We start from the raw sequence: 17,838 nt of genomic DNA, 5'->3' as shown, positions 1-17,838 counted from the left end.
GTGCATCTGCCGTGAGGACGATGAACCAGGGCCAGTTTTACAGTTATTTAAATACCGGCACGTTACTGCCATGAACATCATGAAACCGTCTTTGCAAACCAGCGAACTCATTTCTGCCTTGGCCGATGGTCAGTTGGAAGGGGAAGAGTTTGCGCAAGCGCTTCAGACCTGTCGGCTTGACGAGTCCGCGCTGCCCTGCTGGAACACTTATCACCTGATTGGCGATGTTTTGCGCTCGCCAGGGCAAACGGCTTATTCCATATCCGGGGACGCTGGGTTGGCATTTGTCAGTCGGCTCAACAAGCGTCTTGTCGGAGAGCGACGGATTGATCTGGCGCCCGGCTTGGTAAAAGTGACTCCGGGTAAACCGGTAGGGGTGGCGGCAACGGTGTCTCATCATCGTGGTGCGGCGTCCAATGATGGAAATTTTCGCTGGAAACTGGTGGCGGGCCTGGCCTCTCTGGCAGCGATTTCAGCCATTGCATGGAATGCATCGGGCCTTCTGGGCTTCGCTGCTGCGCCGCAACTGGCCCAGGCCTCGCCCCCGCGAGTCATCGTTGCTTCCCCGCAGGGCCCGATGGTGAGAGATGCCAGGCTCGAGGAATTGTTGTCGGCGCACAAGCAATTGGGCGGGACTTCAGCCTTGCAGGAACCCTCGGGATTTTTGAGAAATGCCACTTTCGAGATGCAGCAGGACGCGCGTCGCTAAATGGCAGCTGAGTTACGAAAAAATCGTCACATTCTCATGAATTTCAAGAAATTTCGCGATGTAGTCCTTTGTTTATCGGCACTCATCGCTATGAGTTACGTAGCAGCCCAAGGCGCCTCGATTGCCACAAAATTGGTCGCCGGGTCATCCCAAAGAAATGTTGTTTCGCCCACCGAGGAAAAGTTTGGCGCAACGGTGAAGGCGCGCGAAGCGGCTGGCCAGGAGGCGAACCTCCCGGCATCCACGGCGGCTGCCGACTCAAGGTCTCTCAACGACTGGTTGATGCGCATTCACCAGGGTTCAAAAAAGCGCGACTATATCGGAACCTTCGTGGTGTCGGCGGGTGGCATCATGACAAGCGCCAAAATATGGCATGTATGCGAAGGCAATCAGCAGATGGAGCGGGTAGAAATGCTGACGGGCGCACCGCGATCAATTTTCAGGCATAACGACCAAGTCGTTACCTTCATGCCTGACCAAAAGCTTGTTCGCAGCGAAAAACGCGAGTCATTGGGGCTATTCCCTGAGTTACTCCAAGCGGCTGACAGCCATATCGCCGATTACTACAAGGTCCGGGAAGAGGGGATTGACAGGGTGGCCGGCGTCGAAACCAGCATTCTAGGTCTTGTACCCAGAGACAGGCTGCGCTTTGGCTATCGCGTCTGGACCGAGCGAAAAAGTGGACTGCTTGTGAAACTGCAAACACTGGATACCGACGGGAAATTGCTTGAACAGGCCGCATTTTCAGAGCTGGAACTTGATGCACCCGTGAAAATGGACAAGCTTGTCCAGATGATGGGCAAGTTAGAGGGCTACCGTGTCGAAAAGACGGTACTGGTCAAGACCACCGCTAGCGCTGAAGGCTGGACGCTGAAGGCGCCTGTCGCCGGCTTCAAGTCTGTAAGTTGCTACAAACGGCCGGTTGCAGCAGAAAATGGAGCTTCCGGTGGAGATCCTTTGCAGTGGGTTTTTTCCGACGGCCTGGCCTCCGTTTCCATCTTTGTCGAGCCGCTTGACCGGCAGCGCCACTACCGGGAGTCCACCCTGTCAATGGGCGCTACCCAGACGATGACACGATTGATTGAACCCTACTGGATTACGGTAATGGGAGAAGTGCCCGTGACGACCTTGCTGCTTTTCGCCAACGGGCTGGAACACAAAAAATAAACAAGCAAGAATGCTGTTGCTACTTCGCAAGAAGTTTGCCGCCTGGCGGTGCTTGTTTTTGTCCCGCCGATTTTTTTTACCGGCATGGCCGGCTTGCTGACCCCGATTATTTACGACGAGGCTGACGATGCTTGAATTGAACTTGAAACCCTTGCGACCTTTCCTGGCTGCCAGTGTGATGGCCATAGCCACCACGGTTGCCGTACTTCCCGTGACCCCCGTCTGGGCGCAAAACCGCACACTGCCCGACTTCACGGATCTCGTTGAGCAGGTGGGGCCCTCGGTGGTCAACATCCGCACCCTGGAAAAAGTCAAAGCGTCGACTGCGGGCGGTGTCGACGAGCAAATGCTTGAATTTTTCAAGCGTTTCGGCATTCCCGTTCCACCCAATATGCCCCGCGCCCCGCGACCAGACCGGGCCCAGCCCGATGAAGATCAGCCTCGCGGCGTGGGCTCTGGCTTCATTCTTACCACTGACGGTTTTGTCATGACCAATGCACATGTGGTCGAGGGCGCTGATGAAGTCATGGTTACCCTGCCCGACAAGCGTGAATTCAAGGCCAAAATCATCGGGACTGACAAGCGCAGCGACGTGGCGGTGGTAAAGATCGATGCAACAGGCTTGCCCGCCGTAAAAATCGGTGACATCAATCGCCTGAAGGTCGGTGAATGGGTAATGGCCATCGGTTCGCCGTTTGGCCTGGAAAACACGGTGACCGCAGGCATTGTGAGTGCCAAACAGCGTGATACCGGCGACTACCTGCCTTTCATCCAGACCGATGTGGCCATCAATCCGGGCAACTCGGGTGGTCCGCTGATCAACATGCGCGGAGAGGTGGTGGGTATCAATAGCCAGATCTATTCCCGCTCTGGAGGCTTTCAGGGTATTTCCTTTGCAATCCCGATTGACGAGGCGACGCGTGTATCCGACCAGCTGCGCAACAGCGGCAAGGTTACGCGCGGACGCATCGGTGTGCAGATTGACCAGGTTACCAAAGACGTGGCCGAGTCCATTGGTCTGGGCAAAGCGCAGGGCGCGCTGGTAAGGGGAATTGAAAGCGGAGCACCCGCAGAGAAAGCCGGTATGGAAGCTGGCGACATTATCATCAAGTTTGACGGCAGGCCGATTGAGAAAGCCAGCGACCTTCCCCGCATGGTCGGCAACGTGAAGCCCGGCACCAAGGCTGTCGTGACCGTATTCAGGCGCGGTGCGACCAAGGACCTGTCGGTTGCGATTGCAGAAGTCGAAGCCGAAAAGCCTGCCCGAAAGGTGTCAGGAACAGAGGCCGCGCCACCTGTGGCAATCCCCTCAAATGCGCTGGGCCTCGCCGTCAGCGAGGTAAACGACACCCAGAAAAAAGAACTCAAGATCAAGGGCGGCGTCAAAGTTGACGCGGTCGAAGGTGCGGCGGCCAAGGCTGGTCTGCGTGAGGGTGATGTGATTATCCAGATGGCAAACGCTGAAATCACCAGTGTGAAAGAGTTTGAAGCTGCGCTGCTCAAAGCTGGCAAGGCCAAACCCGTGACGGTGCTAGTACGGCGTGGTGAGTTTGCCCAGTATGCGGTGATCAAGCCGACGCGTTGATTTCTCCCTACTCTCGGTTGACCGCACCCAGCAGATCCGTTGCCGGGTTTCTCTAAGGGCGCCGTGAGTTTTGAAGGTTTCCAGAAGTCCAGAAAGCTTGATTTCTTAAAGTGCACCAGCATTCAAAAGCAAATTTTGAAAAGTCGTTAAACGGGCAGGGTTTTGCTGGTTTTCTTGTTGGTGTTCGCTAACATGAAATCACGATTGATACCAAGTTTGGTTAAAATAAATCAGAATTTGTGACTGGATTGGCTGTGTCGATTTTGATGACTGGCGGTATTTTCGAGAGATTAGTTCTAATCAGTGCCAATCTACGGATTGCCCACAAGTTACCCAAAGCCAAACAGTATAAAATTGTGAATAAGTTGTGTATAAGTTTCTTGTTGCAAGCCTGCAACGACAAAAATATGGCCGTTTTGGGACTATTCGCTGGCGGCTTTTTGCCTACAATGAAGCTCCAACTATCGCAGTTGCCATAGATTGTTGGTTCAGGGCGCGTCACATCGAGACGCGCCCTTTTTTATGGCCATCGCGATTGGCTTTTCATCTCTTCGCAATACAAACAAGCACTTAGGCGTTCCCGTTGATGAATCACATCCGAAACTTTTCGATCATTGCGCACATTGATCACGGTAAATCCACGCTGGCAGACCGGCTCATCCAGCGTTGCGGAGGCTTGCAGGATCGCGAGATGAGTGCGCAGGTTCTCGACTCGATGGACATCGAGAAAGAACGTGGAATAACCATCAAGGCGCAGACCGCTTCGCTGAACTACAAGGCACGAGACGGCGAGGTTTACAACCTCAACCTGATCGACACACCGGGCCACGTTGACTTTTCATATGAAGTCAGTCGCTCACTATCTGCGTGTGAGGGTGCGTTGCTGGTAGTGGATGCAAGTCAGGGTGTTGAAGCGCAGACCGTGGCAAATTGTTATACCGCGCTCGACCTCGGCGTGACGGTCGTGCCGGTGCTCAACAAAATGGATTTGCCGCAGGCTGACCCCGAAAACGCGAAGCAGGAAATCGAGGAAGTGATCGGCATTGATGCAACCGATGCGATTCCCTGCAGCGCCAAGACCGGCATGGGCATTGACGAGATTCTCGAAGCCGTGGTGGCCCTCATCCCGGCGCCCAAGGGCAACCCCGACGGCGCCCTGCGCGCGATGATTATTGACAGCTGGTACGACGCTTATGTAGGCGTCGTCATGCTGGTGCGCGTGGTAGATGGCCGTCTGGCCAAGGGCGACCGCATCAAGCTGATGGCCAGCGAAGCAACTTACAGCGCAGAGCAACTCGGTGTCTTTACGCCTCACACCGAAGCGCGCCAGTCACTCGAAGCCGGCGAGGTGGGCTTTGTGATTGCTGGCATCAAGGAACTTCAGGCCGCGCGCGTAGGCGACACCGTCACCCAGATCAAGGCTGGCAGCGGTGGCGCTGCTTTCACTGCGACTCAGGCACTGCCGGGTTTCAAGGAAATCCAGCCACAGGTATTTGCCGGCCTTTATCCGTCGGAAGCCAGCGAGTACGAGTCGCTGCGCGATGCGCTTGAAAAGCTCAAGCTCAATGATGCTTCGCTGCATTACGAGCCCGAGGTCAGCGAGGCGCTTGGTTTTGGCTTTCGCTGCGGCTTTCTTGGCTTGCTGCACATGGAAATTGTTCAGGAAAGGCTGGAGCGGGAGTTTGATCAGGACCTGATCACGACCGCGCCCAGCGTGGTGTATGAAGTGCTCAAGGCCGACGGAGAAATCATCAGGGTCGAGAACCCCTCGAGAATCCCCGATGCCGGGCGGGTCAACGAGATTCGCGAGCCCATCGTCACCGTGCATCTATACATGCCGCAAGACTATGTTGGCGCCGTCATGACACTGGCCAATCTGAAACGGGGCGTGCAGTTGAACATGGCTTACCACGGCAAACAGGTCATGCTGACTTACGAAATGCCGCTGGGCGAGATCGTGCTCGACTTCTTTGACAAGCTTAAATCCGTCTCGCGGGGCTATGCGTCGATGGACTATGAGTTCAAGGAGTTTCGCGCCTCCGATGTGGTCAAGGTTGATATCTTGCTCAATGGCGAAAAAGTCGATGCCTTATCCATCATCGTTCATCGCAGCCAGTCAGCCTACCGAGGAAGGGCTGTGGTGGCCAAAATGCGCGAAATCATTTCACGTCAGCAGTTCGACGTGGCGATCCAGGCAGCCATTGGGGCCAACGTTATTGCGCGTGAGACAATCAAGGCTTTGCGGAAAAATGTGATTGCCAAGTGTTACGGCGGCGACATTTCACGCAAACGCAAGCTCCTCGAAAAACAAAAAGCGGGTAAAAAACGCATGAAACAAATCGGTTCGGTGGAGGTGCCTCAAGAGGCCTTCCTCGCCATATTGCAGGTGGAAGATTGATGCGCGGCGCAATGAGTTCCATCACCGCCGTAGTGCTGGCCGCATTCGTAAGCTATGGCGCGGCGTGGTATTTCGGCATCGTAGAGGGCAACTTTTCGCTGCTGCTGTTTCTGGCGACGGTGGTGACGGGCGTCTATTGGCTGGCTGAGCAGTTTTACTTTTTGCCACAGCGGCGCAAGGCTGTTCTCGCGCTTGAAGCCAATGCCGTGAAGCGCAAGGCCGAGCTGGCCAAAATGGGCATCAACCAGGTTGACGACAATACCCGTGAAGTTGGAAGCCGGCTCATCATGCAGCCCTGGTGGCTGGACTGGACCGCTGGGCTGTTTCCGGTCATCATCATTGTTTTCCTGCTGCGTTCCTTCCTGTTTGAGCCCTTCAAAATCCCGTCGGGCTCGATGATTCCGACGCTGCTGGTAAATGACCTGATTCTGGTCAATAAATTTCACTATGGGCTACGCCTGCCGGTGCTCAATATCAAGGTGCTCGACAACCACAATCCCGAGCGCGGCGATGTGATGGTGTTTCGTTACCCGCCCAAGCCCAGCCTCGACTACATCAAGCGCGTGGTAGGCGTGCCCGGTGACGAGGTGGCCTATCTCAACAAGAAGCTCACCATCAACGGCAAGCCTTTGCCGAAGACCCCATTGGCTGATTTTTTTGACGAAGACGTGTTGCGCTACGCCAAGCAGTTTCAGGAAACCAATGGCGGCCGGACTTACCGCCTGCTCAATGACGATGACCGCCCGGCATTCATTGCCGGAGCCGACAATTTCCCTTTTAGGGAAAATTGCCGATACAGTAGCGAGGGCGTGGTTTGCAAGGTGCCGGAAGGTCAGTATTTCATGATGGGTGACAACCGAGACAACTCGCTTGACTCCCGCTATTGGGGCTTTGTGCCGGAGAAAAACATCGTCGGTAAAGCTTTCTTCGTTTGGATGAATTTCGGCAACCTCAAACGCATCGGGTCTTTCAATTAACTTCGGTATTGGGCAGAGGCTGCGAAGCTCCAAGCCTTGAATCCCCAAATTTCTCCAAGCAGGATAAAAAATGAAAAATCAGCAACGGGGCATATCCTTTATCGGCCTTTTGTTTGTAGGCGGCGTGGTTGCCTGCACCGGTATTCTGGCCGCCCAGGTGGTGCCGACGCTGATTGAATACCAGGCCATCACCAAGGCGGCGAACAAGGCGAAAGATGGCACCACGGTGGCAGAGGTGAAATCCATCTTCGACAAGGCCGCCGCGATTGACGACATCGCCTCGATTTCGGGAAAAGACCTGGAAGTCACCAAGGAAGGCAACAAGACCGTCGTGGCCTTCGCTTATACTCGCGAACTTCATATGGCGGGCCCCGCCTTTCTGCTGCTCAAGTACAACGGTCGATCCAAGTAAGTGCGAGCCAGCACTCCATCAAGCCCGGATTTGCCGGCATTGCAAAAACGGCTTGAACATGATTTTGCCAATCCCCGGCTACTGATACAGGCCCTGACGCATCGCAGCTTTTCGGCCGACCACAATGAACGCATTGAATTCCTCGGTGATTCGGTGCTTAATCTGGCTGTGGCCGGGTTGCTGTATGAGCAACTGAGCGAATTGCCTGAGGGTGATTTGTCCCGGGTCCGCGCCAATCTCGTCAAGCAGGACACGCTTCACAAGCTGGCCGTCGTACTGGGTTTGCCGGAAATGCTGCGGCTGGGCGAAGGCGAAGCCCGGTCTGGTGGCCAGAAAAGGCCATCCATCCTCGCCGATGCCCTGGAGGCGGTGATAGGCGCTGTTTACCTGGACGCAGGCTATGACAAGGCCGACCAGCTGGTGCGCCGGCTGTTCCGGGATGTGGAAGTCAATCCGCAGATGCAGGCGATTGGAAAAGACCCGAAAACCGAATTGCAGGAGTGGTTGCAGGGGCGAAAAATGAACCTTCCAATCTACCGGGTCGTGGGTACCATGGGCGCGGCGCACCAGCAGACATTTGATGTGGAATGCGAAATCTCTGAATTTGGCCGCGCTGAGCGGGGGATTGGCGGGTCACGTCGGGCCGGTGAGCAGGCCGCGGCAGCGGCCATGCTGCTGTTGGTCAAGACACTCGCTTCCTGACGCATCGCTGCAGGCCTTTGCAGAAACTTTGAAGAAGTCTCAAGAGGTCTCAGCCCAACCCTATTAATCTGATTATGAGCACCGGAAAAAAAGAACCCCACCAGTCCGCGAAAACTTCGCCACACGACGCTGCTGCGCTGCCAAAAACGTCTACCGAATCCGGGCAGAGCAAGGATGCGCTGGATGCAATGCTGAGCCACGCACTGCCGTCGCGCGGGCCCGCCTTACCGGCGGAAGAAGTTGCCAGCAACGCTGCGCCTGCTGGCGAACAGCGTTGCGGCCTGATTGCCATCGTTGGCAAACCCAACGTGGGCAAGTCAACCTTGCTCAACGCTCTGGTGGGCCAAAAAGTCAGCATTACCTCCCGCAAGGCGCAGACCACGCGTCACCGCATCACGGGTATGCGCACGCGGGATGCCACGCAGTTTGTCTTTGTCGACACGCCCGGCTTTCAGACCCGGCATGGCAATGCGCTGAACCGTTCGCTGAACCGCACGGTAGTGGGGGCGGTGAATGACGTGGATTTGATCGTTTTTGTGGTCGAGGCTGGCCAGTTCAATCTCGCGGACGCCAAAGTGCTGGCACTGCTGCCGGAAAAAACCCCCGCAATATTGCTGGCCAACAAGTTTGACCTGATCCATCGCCGTGCGGAAATAGCGCCCTGGCTCAGGTCCATGCAGGAGCGTCACAACTTTGCCGAGTTTGTTCCCATGTCGGCCAACAATGCCAAGGACGTCGAGCGGCTGTTCGGTATCTGCGAAAAATATCTTCCGGTTCAACCCTGGATGTACGGCGCCGACGAACTGACTGACCGCAGCGACCGCTTCATGGCGGCCGAAATTATTCGCGAAAAGCTGTTTCGCCTGACCGGTGACGAACTGCCCTATACCTCGACCGTCATCATCGACCAGTATGAAGAAGAAGGCAATCTGCGCAAGATTGCCGCCACCATCGTGGTCGAGCGCGACGGTCACAAGGGCATGATCATTGGCGAGAAGGGCGAAAAGCTCAAGCGCATAGGCACGGAGGCGCGGCACGAACTCGAAGTGCTTACCGGCGGCAAAGTTTTCCTGGAGATCTGGGTCAAGGTCCGTTCCGGCTGGGCCGATGACGAGGCGCGCGTCAAAACCTTCGGCTATGAGTGAAACAGGGCTAACGCGAGTCGCTTCGTGTCGTTCGCCGTCTGCCCCAGGGGTTGAATCTGGCCGGTGTGGCGCTGCGTCCGGTGGCTTAAGGCCGTGAGCCGTGGCTACCCAACGAATCAGCAACGAGCCCGCCTATGTGCTGCACCGTTACGACTGGAGCGAGTCCAGCCTGATCCTGGACGTGTTCACCCGCCAGTATGGGCGAGTGGCGCTGGTGGCGCGGGGAGCCAAAAAACCCAGCTCCAGCTTCCGGCCTATCCTGCTGCCGATGCAGTTGCTGCACGTTGCCTTCGGTGGTGACGCTGAAATCCGCAGCCTTAAAGGCGCCGAATGGCAGGGCGGCCATGTGATGCCCACTGGCGACGCGCTGTTGTCGGGCTACTACCTCAACGAGTTGCTGATGCGCCTGTTGGCACGCGATGACCCGCATCCGGTGCTGTTTGACGCCTACGCCGCCACGGTGCAACTGCTGGCGAGCCAGAACAGCGACACACTGCAGCTGGCGCTGCGCGCTTTTGAGTTGCGTCTGCTACGCGACATTGGCTTGCTGCCCATGCTGGATACTGAAACGGCCACGCTGCGCACCTTGCATGCCGACACGCACTACGTCCTGGTGGCAGAGGCCGGCCTTCGGCAGGCGCATGACGACGACCGCGTCAGCCTGCCCGGCGCACATTGGCAGGAATTGCAGCAGGCGCTCGGTGACAAAGCTTTGTTTTCTGATACCGTTCGGGCGTGCATACCCGGCCTCAATGAGCTGAAAATCCAGCTGCGCGCCCTGCTGCACTACCATTGCGGTGTGAAGGTTCTTAAAACCCGGCAAATGATGATGGACCTGCAAGCTCTTTAACCGTTAAATCCGCCATGATTGCACTATTTCACCCCGACCATCCGGCAACCCCTCCCGGGGCCCGCAAGACTGCCTTGTCGGTCAATGTCAACAAGGTTGCGTTGCTTCGCAATACCCGCCACCTTGATATTCCTAGCGTGACTCGCGCCGCCGAATTGTGTCTGCAGTCCGGTGCGCAGGGCATCACTGTCCATCCCCGGCCCGACGAGCGGCATATTCGTTCCGATGACGTGTACGAACTGGCGGCACTGATGAAGGACTGGCCGCATTGCGAATTCAATATTGAAGGCAATCCCCTGCAAAATCTGATGCATTTTGTCCGCGACCTGTCCGCCAGGGGCCTGCCGCTGCATCAATGCACTTTTGTGCCCGACAGTGAAGACCAGTTAACCAGCGACCATGGCTGGAACTTCCCGCAGGATGCCGAACGACTCAAGCCGCTCATTGAACAGGCACAGGCGCGGGGAGTGCGGGTGAGCCTGTTCATGGACCCTGTTCCCGAAATGATGGCCGCCGCCAAAGCGGTTGGCGCCGACCGGGTTGAGCTCTACACGGAAAGCTACGCCAGCGGCTGGTCCAGCAGCGCGAAAAACAAGGCTTTGAGCCGCTTTGTCCAGACCGCGCAAGCAGCGGCAACTGTCGGTCTGGGCGTGAATGCGGGTCACGATCTCAATCGTGACAACCTCACGGAATTCCTGCATGCCGTTCCCGGGGTGCAGGAGGTGTCGATTGGCCACGCCTTGATTGCCGACGCGCTGGAGCTGGGTTACGCGGCCACCGTCAAGGACTATCTGCGCTGCATCAACGAGGCGTTTGCGCCGGTCCTGCCTTCCTGATGATTTACGGCATCGGCACGGACATCTGCGACATACGCCGCATTCGCGCCAGTCTTGATCGCCACGGTGAGCGCCTGGCGCAGAAAATCCTGAGCGAGGGCGAACTCAAAACCTGGAGGGCGCGCAGCGCGCGCTGGCCCGACCGGGGCGTCAGCTACCTCGCCACACGCTTTTCAGCCAAAGAGGCTTTCAGCAAGGCGATTGGCCTCGGGATGCGTATGCCCATGACCTGGCGCCATTGCGAAATTGCCAAGGCCGCGAGCGGCAAACCCCAAATCGTGTTGCATGGCGCGCTCAAGAACTGGTTTGAGTCGCACCAGCTCACTGCCCATGTTTCCGTGACTGATGAAACCGACTACGCTGCCAGCTTTGTAGTGGTGGAACATCTGAATAACCCTGTTTGATCCATGACCCCCCACCTTACCGAACACGCCCCTCTTATCATCGACATCGCAGGGCTGTCGCTCGGCAAAGACGATCGCCGCCGTCTCAAGCATCCGCTCACCGGCGGCATCATCCTGTTTGGTCGCAACTGGAAAGACCGCCAGCAGCTGAGAGACCTGTGCGCCGACATCAAAAGCGTGCGCCAGGATTTGCTGATCTGCGTTGACCACGAAGGCGGCCGGGTGCAGCGCTTTCGAACCGATGGCATGACTCACCTGTCGTCGATGCGCGCGCTTGGCGAGCAATGGATGAAGGACCAGCTGGCCGCCACCAATGCCGCCACGGCTTGCGGCTATGTGCTGGGTGCCGAATTGCGCGCCTGCGGCGTGGACTTAAGCTTCACGCCCGTGCTTGATCTCGACTATGGCGAAAGCGGCGTCATTGGAGACCGTGCTTTCGGCCGCGACCCGCGCGTCGTCACGCTGCTGGCCAAAAGCCTGATGCACGGGCTGCTGCAAAGCGGCATGGCCAACTGCGGCAAGCATTTCCCCGGCCACGGCTTTGTCAAAGCTGATTCCCACACTGACATTCCGGTCGACAAACGCAGTCTGAAAAAGATTCTGGCCGACGACGCCGCACCCTATGAATGGCTCAACACCACGCTCACCAGCGTCATGCCAGCGCATGTGATCTACCCCAGGGTCGATGCCCGGCCCGCCGGTTTTTCAGAAAAATGGCTGACTTTCATCCTGCGTGGCCAGCTTGGTTTTGGCGGCGCAATTTTCAGTGACGACCTGAGCATGGCTGGCGCTCGCGTCATCGACGGCAAGCACGTCAGCTACACCCAGGCCGCCGTCGCTGCGCTCAACGCGGGCTGCGACATGGCGCTGCTATGCAACCAGTCGGTGGGTGGCGGCAAGCCAGTCGACGAGTTGCTCGACGGCATGGCCGAAGCGCTGCTCAAGGGTGAGTGGGAAGCGCTGGAGTCCAGCGAAATGCGCCGGCTCGATCTGCTTCCGACCCGCCCGGCCCACGATTGGGACGAGCTGATGCTGCACCCGGCTTATATGCATGCGATGGGGCTGATTTGCTGATCTTTGAGGAGGCTCAGGCCGCCGGCCAAGCCAGCTTCCCGGCCGTGTCGATATGCGTCAGGTAGACCCGCAGATCAAATTCGTACTGGTGGTACTGCGGCTCCATATGGGTGCAGAGCTGGTAAAAAGCCTTGTCATGCGCCTTTTCCTTGATGTGTGCCAGCTCGTGCACCGCAATCATTTTCAGGAACTCCATCGGCACCTCCTTGAACAGCGACGCGATGCGGATTTCGCGTTTGGACTTGAGCTTGCTGCCTTGGATACGTGACACGGTGGTGTGCGTTCCCAGCGCGTGGGTAATGATCTGGAGCTTGCTGTCAAACGCCACTTTCGACAGCGGTTCCGAGTTGCGTAGAAAATCGTTTTTCAGCGCCATCACGAAGTCATACAAAGCCTTGTCGGTTCGCACATTGTGCGCGAGGCGGTATTTGGCGAGCAGTGTTTCGCCGAGCCGGCCTTGTGTCAGCAGCTGCCGCACCTGCGCTTTGAGGCTTTCGGGGTAGCCTGTGAGGTATTTCATGGAAATCCGTATTGCTATAAATTTCATAGCATACTATGACGATAGTTATTGGACGTGGGGCAGAAATGACCATAAATCGGGTGATTTGTGCCGATTTGACTTTCGGTGGGCGTCGCTGGTTGCAATCTTAGCCCCGTCAGTCCGTTGACGCAGGGAAAGGGTCGACCGCAGCTTTCGGGTTCAGTCGGCGATATTTTGCTAACCTAGGGCCATGAATCAATCGACTGTTTCTGCTGACAAAAATCCGCTTCGCGCCAGCCCGCTGGTCAATCTGGCGCTGCAGGGCGGCGGCTCGCATGGAGCGTTCACCTGGGGTGTGCTTGACGCATTGCTGGAAGACGGCCGCATTGATATCGAAGGTGTGAGTGGCACCAGCGCCGGTGCCATGAACGCTGTTGTGCTGGCGCACGGGCTGACGCAGGCGCAGGGCCAGTCGAGGACCGGCCGAAATGACGCTGCCAGGCAGGCGCTGGGCAAGTTCTGGACCGGTATTGTGGATATGGGGGCCTTGTCTTCCTCGGTATCCAAATCGTTGTCCGATTGGCAACGCGCGCCTTTCAATGTCCTGTTTGGGCAATTGGGTCACGGGATCTGGTCGGGCAAATCCTGGAGCGATGAAATTACCCGTTACTGGTCCAGCACCTTATCGCCTTATCAGAGCAACCCGTTTGACATCAACCCGCTCAAGGGTTTTCTGGAGTCCCAAGTCGATTTCGAGCGGCTGGCGGCAGCGCCGCACCCGGCCACGCCCAGGGTTTTTGTGGTGGCGACGCGCGTCAGAACCGGCAAGGCCGAAGTGTTTTCAGGCAAGCGCCTGACGGCCGATGCGGTCATGGCATCGGCCTGCCTGCCGATGGTGTTTCGTGCGGTCGAGATTGACGGCGACCACTTCTGGGACGGCGGCTACACCGGCAATCCGGCGCTGCATCCCTTGATCTACGAGTGCTGGAGCCGCGACATCATGCTGGTGCAAATCAACCCCATCGAGCGTGCCGAATTGCCGACCCAGCCGGGGCAGATCGCCGATCGGGTCAACGAAATCACGTTCAATGCGGGCCTGGTTGCCGAGATGCGCGCCATTGATTTCGTCAAGCGCCTGCTGGCCGCGGGCAAGCTTGATCCCGCCCAGTACAAGGATGTGCTGATGCACCGCATTGATGGCGGCGAAGCGCTGGAGAAATACAGCGCCGCCAGCAAGGCCTCGACCGGGGCAGACCTTATTTATGCGCTACGCGACTTGGGCAAGCGCTGCGCCAAAGAATGGCTGGCCAAACGCTACAAAATGATCGGCGTCGAATGCAGCGTCAACATTGCACGCGACTATCTAGACGATTTGCGGCTGCCGGTTGAAAGAGCGCCTGGTGCTGTTGTCAAGCGGCCAGACGGACTCGCCTGAAGCGGCGATTCCGACTTTAGACCTCCCGGCGAAGCGCCGGGAACAGGATCACGTCGCGAATGCTCGGGCTGTCGGTCAACAGCATCATCAGCCGGTCTATGCCGATACCGCAGCCGCCGGTGGGCGGCATGCCGTATTCCAGCGCGCGGATGAAGTCATGGTCGTAGAACATGGCTTCGTCGTCGCCACTGTCTTTGGCTTCGACCTGGGCGTTGAAGCGAGCCGCTTGCTCCTGGGCATCGTTGAGTTCGCTGAAGCCATTGCCGAACTCGCGGCCGGTGATGTAAAGCTCAAAGCGTTCGGTCACGCCGGGATTGGTGTCGCTGGCGCGCGCCAGCGGCGAGATTTCGACGGGGTGCTCGCAGATGAAGGTCGGCTGCCAGAGTTTTTCTTCCACCGTTTCCTCAAAATACATCACCTGCAAGCTCGCCAGCGAGCGCGTTGACAAACGATTTTTATCCTCGTTAAGGCCGAGTTTTTTAAGCGCCTTGGTAAGCCAGGCCGGGTCGTCCACCTGTTCGCCCGCCTCGGTGTGCTTGCGGATGGCTTCGCGAATGGTCAGGCGTTCAAAGGGCTGGCTCAGATCGACCGGCTTGCCGGCATAGGTCAGCTGGAGCGAGCCACAGACTTTCTGGGCGGCATCACGGATCAGCGCTTCGGTGAAGCTCATCAAATCGGTGTAATTCCACCACGCCGCGTAAAACTCCATCATGGTGAACTCAGGGTTGTGGCGAACGCTGATGCCTTCGTTACGGTAGCTGCGATTGATCTCGAACACACGCTCGAAACCGCCGACGATCAGCCGCTTGAGGTAGAGCTCTGGCGCGATGCGCAGGTACATTTCCTGATCCAGCGCATTGTGATGGGTCTTGAATGGCTTGGCATTGGCGCCGCCCGGAATCGAATGCAGCATCGGCGTTTCGACTTCCAGGAAATCATGCGCCACCATGAAGTCGCGAATTCCGCTGACCGCCTTGCTGCGCGCCATGAAACGCCTGCGCGCGCCCTCGTCCATGATCAGGTCGACATAACGCTGGCGGTATTTGACTTCCTGGTCGGCCATGCCGTGGAATTTGTCGGGCAGCGGGCGCAGGCTTTTGGTCACCAACCGGATGCTGTCAGCGTGGATCGACAATTCACCGGTTTTGGTCCGGAACAGCAGACCGGTGGCCGCGATGATGTCACCGAGGTCCCAGTGCTTGAACGCCGAATGGACTTCTTCGCCCACGCCGGCGTTGTTGATGTAGAGCTGTATGCGGCCGCCGGACGGGCCGAACGAGGCGTCTTGCAGGGTGGCAAAGCTGGCTTTTCCCATGACGCGCTTGAGCATCATGCGGCCGGCGACATGAACTTTTACCGCCAGTGCCTCCAGCTCTTCGTTGCTTAGCTGGCCGTACTGCGCAAACAGGGCCTCGGCACGGTGTCCGGGCTTGATGTCGTTGGGAAAGGCTACCCCCTTGCCTTCAGCCTGGTCTTCACGCAAGACCTTGAGCTTTTCGCGGCGCTCGACCATGAGCTGGTTTTCGTCTTGGTGAACGGGGGCAATGCTGGCGGTAGTGTGCGAATTCGGCTGGCTGGACATAGGTCGGTATTCCGGGAAAGAGGATTGCTCAAGGGCTCAAGCGCAATGCCAACAAAAAAGTGGCAAAAGCGCCGAATCTTCGATTTTAGGTTTTAAGCAAGCATTTTTCCCGGCGGCATGATGCAAAAAGCGAATTTGCCCCAAGTACCGTTCTGTCTGCCGCAAGATTTCAGAATGAAATGCCGGTGCGTTCCAGCATGTCGCAGATCAGCTCCAGCCTCAGCAAAGGGTTGTCCAGTTCCATCAGGCGCTGTTTAAGATCCGGTGGCATGGGCAGCAATTCGCACCAGCGATTGGCGACCCAGCCACAGTCGTCGAGCTGGTAGGGCGCCAGCATCGGCATCTGATCGGATGGAACGTTGCGTTCCTGCAGGTTCTGAATCAGTTTTCCCAGCGCGTCGGCGGCTTTTTGCAGGTCGTCGGGAATCTTCACGGGCCGCTCGTCTTCCAGCTGCGTGACATCGGCAATCCACAGGCCGTGTTTCAGCTTCTCTTGTCGGGTGATCTTGAAGCGCCGGACACCGCTGCACTGAATTACCATCAGGCCGGGTTGGGGAACAGCAAAACCGGTAATGGTTGCAAGGGTGCCAATCGGGTTGAAGGCTTCGTGCGCAAAAGCGTCGCCGCTGGGCACGGCACCTTTGCCTGAAACGTCTCCGGGCTTGCGAACCTCGGAGCCTTCCGTCAGCGAGACCACGCCGAACGGCGCCCCCGTTTTGTGGCATTTGCCGATCATGTCCAGGTAGCGCACCTCAAAAATCCGCAACGGCAACGAACCGCCGGGAAATAGCACGGTGTCTAGCGGAAAGAGCGGAAGGGACATTAAAGTCAAAGCTTCGGACATGGTAGGGTGCTTCGAATTGCAGTGAATCACATCATCCCACAGGCAATTTATTCACGACAGGTTTGGCAAGCAAATACCGCCAATTTTTGCGAGTTTCTTTCGGCTTGGTGCCTGTCTTGCAGCAACTGCATGTGCCAAGCGTGCGCTCAAATTGTGCGCTTGAGCGACCCGGGTCGTCACCCCACAGGCTGATGCGGCAGGCCAAGGACGGTCCTGTCAGCACGACATTTTTGGCGCAGCGCGGCAGCTTTGGCACGCGAAGCACGCCGTTTTCCGTCAGCTCACCGCATCGGCTGGCTGCTTGAGTAGCATCGCCAGCGAACTGGCCACGGTTTTTCGCAATTCGCGGCGATCGCAGATAAAGTCAACCGCGCCCTTGGCGAGCAGAAACTCGGCACGCTGAAAGCCTTCGGGCAGGGTAACGCGCACGGTCGATTCAATGACGCGCGGCCCGGCAAAGCCGATCAGCGCCTTGGGCTCGGCAATCACGACGTCGCCGATAAAGGCAAAGCCGGCGCTTACGCCGCCCATGGTCGGGTCAGTCAGCACGCTGACGTAAGGAAGGTTTTTCTTGGCCAGACGGGTCAGCGCGGCATTGGTTTTAGCCATTTGCATCAGGCTCAGCAGCCCTTCCTGCATGCGGGCGCCACCGGTGGCCGTGAAGCAGATGAAGGGCACTTTTTGCTCTATCGCTGCATGGACGCCGCGTACAAAACGCTCGCCCACGACGCTGCCCATGCTGCCGCCCATAAAATCAAATTCAAAACAGGCCACCACGACGCCAATACTGTGCACGGCACCGCCCATCACTATCAGCGCATCGGTTTCGCCGGTGTTTTCCATCGCCTCTTTCAGGCGTTCGGGGTATTTTCGGCTGTCCTTGAATTTCAGCGCATCGACTGGAAGCACCTCCTGGCCCAGCTCATAGCGCCCTTCAGCATCAAGAAACGCATCCAGCCGGGCCCGCGCCCCAATACGATGGTGGTGGTTGCATTGTGGACAGACGTTCTGGTTTTTTTCGAGGTCAGTCTTGTACAGCACCGCCTCGCAACTCGGACATTTGATCCACAGGCCTTCCGGCACACTGCGGCGCTCGGTCGGGTTGGTGGGGCTGATTTTTGGGGGAAGGAGTTTTTCTAACCAAGACATGGTGTCAATCCTTGTTGATTCGGGCATGCATTAGCGGCGCTTGTTGGGCGGAAGGCGCCATTATGCGCCGCGCTTCTCCCGCTAAAAG

At 57.4% G+C, this 17,838-nt stretch carries 17 protein-coding genes; 13 read left to right on the top strand and 4 right to left on the bottom strand.

Features of this window, described 5'->3' with window-relative positions:
• Nucleotides 1-79 precede the first annotated feature (79 nt).
• The 12 genes from HHJ19_RS03955 to nagZ all read left to right on the top strand — a co-directional run bounded on the left by HHJ19_RS03955 (nucleotide 80) and on the right by nagZ (nucleotide 12,259).
• Nucleotides 80-709, top strand: coding sequence for a sigma-E factor negative regulatory protein (locus tag HHJ19_RS03955; protein WP_296904257.1), 630 nt, complete (start codon nucleotides 80-82; stop codon nucleotides 707-709).
• On the top strand, nucleotides 710-1,876 hold the full coding sequence (locus HHJ19_RS03950) for a MucB/RseB C-terminal domain-containing protein (RefSeq protein WP_366929381.1): 1,167 nt from the start codon (nucleotides 710-712) through the stop codon (nucleotides 1,874-1,876).
• Nucleotides 1,877-2,003: 127 nt separating this feature from the next.
• Nucleotides 2,004-3,461: a DegQ family serine endoprotease gene (locus tag HHJ19_RS03945; RefSeq protein ID WP_296904255.1), complete on the top strand. Its 1,458-nt coding sequence runs from the start codon at nucleotides 2,004-2,006 to the stop codon at nucleotides 3,459-3,461.
• A gap of 586 nt (nucleotides 3,462-4,047) precedes the next feature.
• On the top strand, nucleotides 4,048-5,859 hold the full coding sequence (lepA, locus tag HHJ19_RS03940) for a translation elongation factor 4 (protein ID WP_296904253.1): 1,812 nt from the start codon (nucleotides 4,048-4,050) through the stop codon (nucleotides 5,857-5,859).
• Nucleotides 5,860-5,870: 11 nt separating this feature from the next.
• Nucleotides 5,871-6,836, top strand: coding sequence for a signal peptidase I (gene lepB / locus HHJ19_RS03935; protein ID WP_296904252.1), 966 nt, complete (start codon nucleotides 5,871-5,873; stop codon nucleotides 6,834-6,836).
• 70 nt (nucleotides 6,837-6,906) lie between these two features.
• Nucleotides 6,907-7,248, top strand: a complete 342-nt coding sequence (locus tag HHJ19_RS03930) for a DUF4845 domain-containing protein (RefSeq protein WP_296904250.1) — start codon at nucleotides 6,907-6,909, stop codon at nucleotides 7,246-7,248.
• Nucleotides 7,249-7,950, top strand: a complete 702-nt coding sequence (rnc, locus tag HHJ19_RS03925; protein ID WP_296904248.1) for a ribonuclease III — start codon at nucleotides 7,249-7,251, stop codon at nucleotides 7,948-7,950.
• A 188-nt stretch (nucleotides 7,951-8,138) separates the two neighbouring features.
• Nucleotides 8,139-9,095, top strand: coding sequence for a GTPase Era (gene era, locus HHJ19_RS03920; RefSeq protein ID WP_296904295.1), 957 nt, complete (start codon nucleotides 8,139-8,141; stop codon nucleotides 9,093-9,095).
• 100 nt (nucleotides 9,096-9,195) lie between these two features.
• Entirely contained in the window at nucleotides 9,196-9,945 is a 750-nt protein-coding gene (gene recO, locus HHJ19_RS03915) for a DNA repair protein RecO (RefSeq protein WP_296904246.1), read from the top strand.
• A gap of 14 nt (nucleotides 9,946-9,959) precedes the next feature.
• Nucleotides 9,960-10,781: a pyridoxine 5'-phosphate synthase gene (locus HHJ19_RS03910; protein ID WP_296904243.1), complete on the top strand. Its 822-nt coding sequence runs from the start codon at nucleotides 9,960-9,962 to the stop codon at nucleotides 10,779-10,781.
• A complete protein-coding gene (gene acpS / locus HHJ19_RS03905) occupies nucleotides 10,781-11,185 on the top strand; it encodes a holo-ACP synthase (RefSeq protein ID WP_296904242.1) in 405 nt (134 codons plus the stop codon). The genes HHJ19_RS03910 and acpS overlap by 1 nt, the downstream gene beginning before the upstream one ends.
• Before the next feature lie 3 nt (nucleotides 11,186-11,188).
• Entirely contained in the window at nucleotides 11,189-12,259 is a 1,071-nt protein-coding gene (gene nagZ, locus HHJ19_RS03900) for a beta-N-acetylhexosaminidase (RefSeq protein ID WP_296904240.1), read from the top strand.
• 13 nt (nucleotides 12,260-12,272) lie between these two features.
• On the opposite strand, the gene HHJ19_RS03895 is transcribed toward nagZ, so the two are convergent.
• Nucleotides 12,273-12,779, bottom strand: coding sequence for a YgjP-like metallopeptidase domain-containing protein (locus tag HHJ19_RS03895; protein ID WP_296904238.1), 507 nt, complete (start codon nucleotides 12,777-12,779; stop codon nucleotides 12,273-12,275).
• Between the two features lie 211 nt (nucleotides 12,780-12,990).
• Between HHJ19_RS03895 and HHJ19_RS03890 the strand changes: the two genes are divergently transcribed.
• A complete protein-coding gene (locus HHJ19_RS03890; protein WP_296904237.1) occupies nucleotides 12,991-14,175 on the top strand; it encodes a patatin-like phospholipase family protein in 1,185 nt (394 codons plus the stop codon).
• A 16-nt stretch (nucleotides 14,176-14,191) separates the two neighbouring features.
• Here HHJ19_RS03890 and lysS read toward each other — a convergent pair whose 3' ends face one another.
• From lysS to accD, 3 genes are all read right to left on the bottom strand, one after another.
• A complete protein-coding gene (lysS, locus tag HHJ19_RS03885) occupies nucleotides 14,192-15,757 on the bottom strand; it encodes a lysine--tRNA ligase (protein ID WP_296904235.1) in 1,566 nt (521 codons plus the stop codon).
• Nucleotides 15,758-15,926: 169 nt separating this feature from the next.
• A complete protein-coding gene (locus HHJ19_RS03880; RefSeq protein ID WP_296904233.1) occupies nucleotides 15,927-16,601 on the bottom strand; it encodes an LON peptidase substrate-binding domain-containing protein in 675 nt (224 codons plus the stop codon).
• Between the two features lie 276 nt (nucleotides 16,602-16,877).
• On the bottom strand, nucleotides 16,878-17,750 hold the full coding sequence (accD, locus tag HHJ19_RS03875; protein WP_296904231.1) for an acetyl-CoA carboxylase, carboxyltransferase subunit beta: 873 nt from the start codon (nucleotides 17,748-17,750) through the stop codon (nucleotides 16,878-16,880).
• Nucleotides 17,751-17,838 lie beyond the last annotated feature (88 nt).

Source organism: Polaromonas sp. (assembly GCF_012927415.1).
Classification (GTDB): domain Bacteria; phylum Pseudomonadota; class Gammaproteobacteria; order Burkholderiales; family Burkholderiaceae_C; genus Polaromonas.
This window is presented reverse-complemented; position numbering and strand designations above follow the sequence as displayed.

Coding starts and splice junctions, on each gene's coding strand:
- HHJ19_RS03945 (WP_296904255.1), top strand. CDS start 2,004: ATGCTTGAATTGAACTTGAAACCCTTGCGACCTTTCCTGGCTGCCAGT.
- acpS (WP_296904242.1), top strand. CDS start 10,781: ATGATTTACGGCATCGGCACGGACATCTGCGACATACGCCGCATTCGC.
- era (WP_296904295.1), top strand. CDS start 8,139: ATGCTGAGCCACGCACTGCCGTCGCGCGGGCCCGCCTTACCGGCGGAA.
- HHJ19_RS03950 (WP_366929381.1), top strand. CDS start 710: ATGGCAGCTGAGTTACGAAAAAATCGTCACATTCTCATGAATTTCAAG.
- lepA (WP_296904253.1), top strand. CDS start 4,048: ATGAATCACATCCGAAACTTTTCGATCATTGCGCACATTGATCACGGT.
- HHJ19_RS03910 (WP_296904243.1), top strand. CDS start 9,960: ATGATTGCACTATTTCACCCCGACCATCCGGCAACCCCTCCCGGGGCC.
- HHJ19_RS03955 (WP_296904257.1), top strand. CDS start 80: ATGAAACCGTCTTTGCAAACCAGCGAACTCATTTCTGCCTTGGCCGAT.
- HHJ19_RS03895 (WP_296904238.1), bottom strand. CDS start 12,779: ATGAAATACCTCACAGGCTACCCCGAAAGCCTCAAAGCGCAGGTGCGG.
- HHJ19_RS03930 (WP_296904250.1), top strand. CDS start 6,907: ATGAAAAATCAGCAACGGGGCATATCCTTTATCGGCCTTTTGTTTGTA.
- lysS (WP_296904235.1), bottom strand. CDS start 15,757: ATGTCCAGCCAGCCGAATTCGCACACTACCGCCAGCATTGCCCCCGTT.
- lepB (WP_296904252.1), top strand. CDS start 5,871: ATGAGTTCCATCACCGCCGTAGTGCTGGCCGCATTCGTAAGCTATGGC.
- nagZ (WP_296904240.1), top strand. CDS start 11,189: ATGACCCCCCACCTTACCGAACACGCCCCTCTTATCATCGACATCGCA.
- HHJ19_RS03880 (WP_296904233.1), bottom strand. CDS start 16,601: ATGTCCGAAGCTTTGACTTTAATGTCCCTTCCGCTCTTTCCGCTAGAC.
- HHJ19_RS03890 (WP_296904237.1), top strand. CDS start 12,991: ATGAATCAATCGACTGTTTCTGCTGACAAAAATCCGCTTCGCGCCAGC.
- accD (WP_296904231.1), bottom strand. CDS start 17,750: ATGTCTTGGTTAGAAAAACTCCTTCCCCCAAAAATCAGCCCCACCAAC.